At 43.9% G+C, this 5,278-nt stretch carries 3 protein-coding genes and 1 tRNA gene; all 4 read left to right on the top strand.

The window, feature by feature from the left end:
• The coding region (locus tag FWJ59_RS07685) for a thioredoxin domain-containing protein (RefSeq protein WP_414481366.1) at positions 1–1,610 on the top strand (1,610 nt) is incomplete at its 5' end.
• A gap of 487 nt (positions 1,611–2,097) precedes the next feature.
• Complete coding sequence (gene abc-f / locus FWJ59_RS07680) at positions 2,098–3,747, top strand: ribosomal protection-like ABC-F family protein (protein WP_414481365.1); 1,650 nt, start codon at positions 2,098–2,100, stop codon at positions 3,745–3,747.
• A gap of 218 nt (positions 3,748–3,965) precedes the next feature.
• The gene (locus FWJ59_RS07675) at positions 3,966–4,655 is read left to right on the top strand and encodes a PHP domain-containing protein (RefSeq protein ID WP_414481364.1); all 690 of its coding nucleotides are present in this window, start codon (positions 3,966–3,968) and stop codon (positions 4,653–4,655) included.
• A gap of 244 nt (positions 4,656–4,899) precedes the next feature.
• Positions 4,900–4,974: transfer RNA gene (locus FWJ59_RS07670), tRNA-Ala, on the top strand.
• Positions 4,975–5,278 lie beyond the last annotated feature (304 nt).

Below are 5,278 nucleotides of genomic sequence, written 5' to 3'. Positions count from 1 at the left end.
TGGCCCAGGCCTGGAGGACCAACAGGCAAGGCCTTATTGAATCGGGGAATAAGATCGTTGAGGTTTTGCAGGATCAGTTTACACTGGATTCTAGAGAGAACGATTTGACGAAAGAGGACGTGCACGAGGCCTATAGAGGGCTTGAGCGCTCATTTGATCCAGTGTATGGTGGATTTGGTACTGCGCCTAAATTCCCCATACCGCACAACCTTTATTTTCTCATGCGGTACTGGAAGATGACCGGTGAGCAGAAGGCTTTGGAAATGGTTGAAAAGACCCTGGATGCGATGTACCGGGGAGGGATATTCGACCATATAGGATACGGATTTTCGCGCTACTCCACCGACAGGAAGTGGTTGGTCCCGCATTTTGAAAAAATGCTATATGACAATGCTCTGTTGGCCATCGCTTATCTGGAGGCCTACTTATGCACCAAAAAGGATGTGTATGCTGAAGTAGCAAAAAAGATATTTACCTATGTTCTCAGGGATATGGCATTGCCTGAAGGGGGATTTTATTCGGCTGAGGATGCCGACTCTGAAGGAGAGGAAGGGAAGTTTTATCTTTGGACGCCGAACGAGATAAAAGATATTTTAGGAGAAAGAGAGGGGGAGATGTTTTGCGATTATTACGGCATCACGGATGAAGGGAATTTTGAGGGGAGAAGTATTCCAACTCGCATCCACACATCGGCACCCGTAAACGAGGATGAAGCCTTGATCGCGCCTTTGCGTCAAAGGGTGTTTATGCGTCGAGAACAGCGCGTTCATCCTTTTAAGGATGATAAGATTTTGACATCCTGGAACGGTTTGATGATAGCTGCCATGGCCATGGGCGGCAGGGTCCTGCAAGACCAGCGCTATATCCAGTCGGCCGAAAGGGCAGCGGAGTTTGTATTCCATAAACTTGTGGATAAAAACGGCAGGCTGATGGCCCGTTACCGACATGGCGAGACGGCATATCCGGCTTATCTGGATGATTATGCCTATCTGATATGGGGATTGATCGAGCTCTATGAGGCCACATATAAACCGGTTTATTTGCAGTATGCCATCAGGGAAAACCAGCGGATGATTGACCTGTTTTGGGACCCCGATAGGGGTGGATTTTTCCTATATGGCAGGGATGGGGAGCAGTTAATTGCACGACCAAAGGAGGTTTATGACGGAGCTTTGCCTTCAGGAAACTCGGTTGCGGCTATGAACCTGTTAAGGCTGGCAAGGCTAACTGGCAAACAGGATCTGGAAGACATGGCCATAAGGCAGCTTAAGGCCTTTGCCGGCATTGTTAAGCAATTCCCGGCTGCTCATACTTACTTCATGATGGCAGCTATGTTTGCGCTGTATCCTACCAGGGAGATAGTTTTTGCAGGCTCGAAAGGGAATCGAGATCTCGTGGATATGATCAATGCTTTTAATTCTGCCTTTGCTCCCAATACTGTGACCCTCTTGCATTCGGATGATGAGGAGGGAAGGCAGCTAGAACAGATTGTACCGTATGTAAAGGATCAAAAGGCAGTGGATGGCAGGGCTACTGCTTATGTGTGCGAAAATTTTGCCTGCCGGGCTCCTATAGTTGATAAGAATGAGCTTCTAAAAATGCTCAATTGAAGGGATTCAGGATGTTGACTTATAGATTCTAATTGTTGTAATATAAGGTATAATCATTACCGTTCACATAGGAAAGTATAAAGCAGGAAGGGTAGGTGTTACCGGCGTGAGGAATAACTAATCTGGAATGTCATGTGCAATACGAGGACCAATAGGTGATGGCCATATAAATGAAAGATATGTGGCGGCAAATATATTGGTAAAAAGTTCCAGATTGGTTATTCCCTGACGGTATGGCGTGATATTTTTATCCGCAATTATGATATAAAGATGCCAACGATGCGCTATATCAAAGAGCGTCATCTTACGGCATAAAGGTCATTTCTCGGTAAACATCCCCCTATAATAAGGGTAAAGTATTTGCATGGGGAGGGGGGAAGCCGTCATTGACCGATAGTTGCAGGGTAGACTGAAAAATCGCTAATTCTTTGGTAAAATCTTAAAGTCAGGGATATACCTCTCTGGAATAAGGCAGGGAGGTTTTTTTATGCTGTTGTTACATGCACAGAATATCAAGAAATATTATGGGGATAGGTTGATACTGGACATTGACGATTTGAAAGTATACAGCGGCGATAGGATAGGGATAGTGGGGGTCAACGGGGCGGGTAAGACTACCCTCTTAGAGATTCTTACGAAAAACATAGCCCCCGATGAAGGAACAGTGAAACTGTATACTGATTTTTCATATATAAGGCAGTTTGGGGCGGCAGATATTGAAGTTGACAGCCGCATGGCCAAGGAATTCGAAATAAATAACAGGGATGTTCAATTTTTAAGCGGAGGGGAACAAACCAGGTTAAAGCTTGCCGGCCAATTGAGCAAAGACAGCCCATTGCTGTTTGCCGATGAACCCACTTGCAACTTGGATATGGAAGGCATATTATTGGTTGAAAAGAAGCTAATGGAATATGATGGAGCGCTGCTTTTGATATCCCATGATCGAGAACTGCTCGATAAGATATGTAACCACATCATTGAGATTGAAGAGGGCAAAATAAAGCGCTATTCGGGTAACTACAGCGATTATAAAAGGCAAAAAGAGGCCGAGAGGCAAAGGCATCAGCTGGAATATGATAAGTATATACGTGAAAGAAAGAGGCTGGAGGCAGCTCTTAATGCTTTAAAGGTTAAGGCGGCCCGGATGAAAAAAGCTCCAAGAAGGATGGGCAACTCTGAAGCACGGCTTCACAAAGGGAGTACCACCGAATCGCAGGAAAAGTTGCATAATTCGATTAAGGCGTTACGTACCCGCCTTGAGAAGCTGGAGGTTAAAGAAAAGCCTAGGGAATTAGATACCATAAAGATGAGATTTCAACCGGTGCAGTCTCCGGCCAGCAAGGTGCTTGTTAGGGGTAAAAATATCTGTTTAAATTTTGGGGATCGGGTTTTGTTCGATGGATTGGATTTTGAGATCCCTAACGGTTCTAAGACGGCTTTGGTGGGCAAAAATGGTGTTGGCAAGACTACCCTAATTAAAATGATATTGTCCCGTCATCCAGCCATAAAGATAGCTGATGGCGTTAAAATAGGGTATTTCAGCCAGGACCTGGATATATTAGACCCTGAGCAGAGTATACTCGATAATATAATGAAGGAAAGCTATCAACCGGAATGGATGGTAAGGACCATTTTGGCCGGGTTGCTGTTTAAAAGGGATGACGTCCATAAAAAGGTGGCGGTATTAAGCGGTGGCGAAAAAGTAAAAGCCTCCATTGCAAAATTGCTGGTCTCAGATGCCAACTTGCTCATATTGGATGAGCCCACAAATTACCTGGATCTGTTTTCAATGGAAGCCCTACAGTCGGTACTTATGGAGTATGACGGTACGCTACTGCTGGTGTCCCATGACAGGTGGCTGGTTGATAGAGTTGCAGATAGAATCATCGTTATTGAAAATTGCAAAGCTAAAGTGTTTAGTGGAACCTATGCGCAATACTTGGAGCAGCAGGTGCGCTCCAAAAATGTTCAACAACGAAGTACAACTACCGATGTTGAAGAGCAGAAGATGATATTGCAAATGAGGTTGGCTGAGATCACAGCAAGGTTATCCATGCGGGGCAAGAACGACAATGTGGAGGAGCTGGAAATGGAGTTAAAGCAGATAGTGGCGCAGTTGAAGCAACTTCAGAAGTGATTTTAATTGTTCCCGTCGTGTGCAGTAGGAAATTTTAAATGTCTTAAGGAAATATTTAGTCGAATATTGCTTATTGCGCAATTGTCTATATTAACGTTACATGAAACACCTTCGTAAACCATTGAACAGATTACAAATATGGATTATAATAAAATGCGTGTGTTAAGAAGTGTAATGGATGCTGAGTGAAAATCTTTGGAGATAAGGAGACGATGTAATTGAAACAGCAATTATACTTGATTGATACCCATGTGCATACATCGGAGGTAAGTCGATGTGGTAGGGTCCCCGCGGTAGAGATGGTGCGGTATTACAAGGATGCCGGCTATCAGGGCATTATCATAACTGATCATTATTACGACGGCTATTTTGAGTCGTTGGGAGATCAGCCATGGGAGGCTAAAGTGGAGGAGTTTCTATCGGGATATATAGCGGCATTGGAGGAAGGAAAACGCATCGGCTTAAACGTCATGCTGGGCATAGAGCTGCGCTTCCATGACAGCATAGAGGATTATCTGGTATACGGACTAGATGAGGATTTTCTGATTCAAAATCCCGAACTTTATAGACATAACCTAGAGAGTTTTAAAAAACTGGCCGATAAACACAACTTACTTATATTCCAAGCCCACCCGTTTCGGCCGGGCATGAAGGTGGCTATACCATGCCTGCTGCACGGCGTTGAGGTATTCAACGGCAATCCTCGCCATGATTCCCACAACGACCTTGCCTATGAGTTTGCTGTCCAAAACGGCCTTCTCATGATTGCCGGCTCGGATGCACATCAGCCAGGGGATGTGGGCAGGGCAGGCATACGCTTGTCTTATCCAATTTACTCAGCCGAGGAATTGGTGGAATACTATAGGCAAGGCAATCAGGTTGAGATTTTTGTGAATTGTGAAAGTTAACACAACTTGCCTGTGTAAGGCAAGGTGTGTTAACTTTTATGGTAAAAGAGCGTTGGATTTCACCCACAACTTCTACAATGGGAGTGTGACACCATTACGATAATAAAATCACTAATAATTCTCTTGATGGTGAATTTTTTATGTAGCGTTTTATTAGCAATTATTTAAAGATAAAGGAAATATTATCCACAGAAATTGCATCTTGAATTTTACGTGAAAATTGAATATAATTAGAAGGCAGAATGGGGCTGTAGCTCAGAGGGAGAGCACCACACTCGCATTGTGGGGGTCGAGGGTTCAAATCCCTTCAGCTCCACCATCAAAGGTCACAATCGTGTCGATGTCAACTTTGTCATCGTACACGATTATTTTTTTATGTTATTTATTTCAGTTTGGATGCCAGCAAGCTGATCTGTGAACAATTTTATATCACGTTTATATCACGGTTGGTCTCTACATTTCGTGAAGCTACATATTCTGATATTTTTCTCCCCATTCTCTCTGTTGCTTTGGGTGAAAATACATTTTTTCAAGGTGCTCAATTACAATGTTTTCCACTTAATCCTCGGCATGCCACCCTTGAGTCTTATCTAAATTGCCGGCCAGTTTTTGTTCTGAATCCA

It is taken from the genome of Caldicoprobacter sp. (assembly GCF_047459465.1).
GTDB lineage: Bacteria > Bacillota > Clostridia > Caldicoprobacterales > Caldicoprobacteraceae > Caldicoprobacter.
This window is presented reverse-complemented; position numbering and strand designations above follow the sequence as displayed.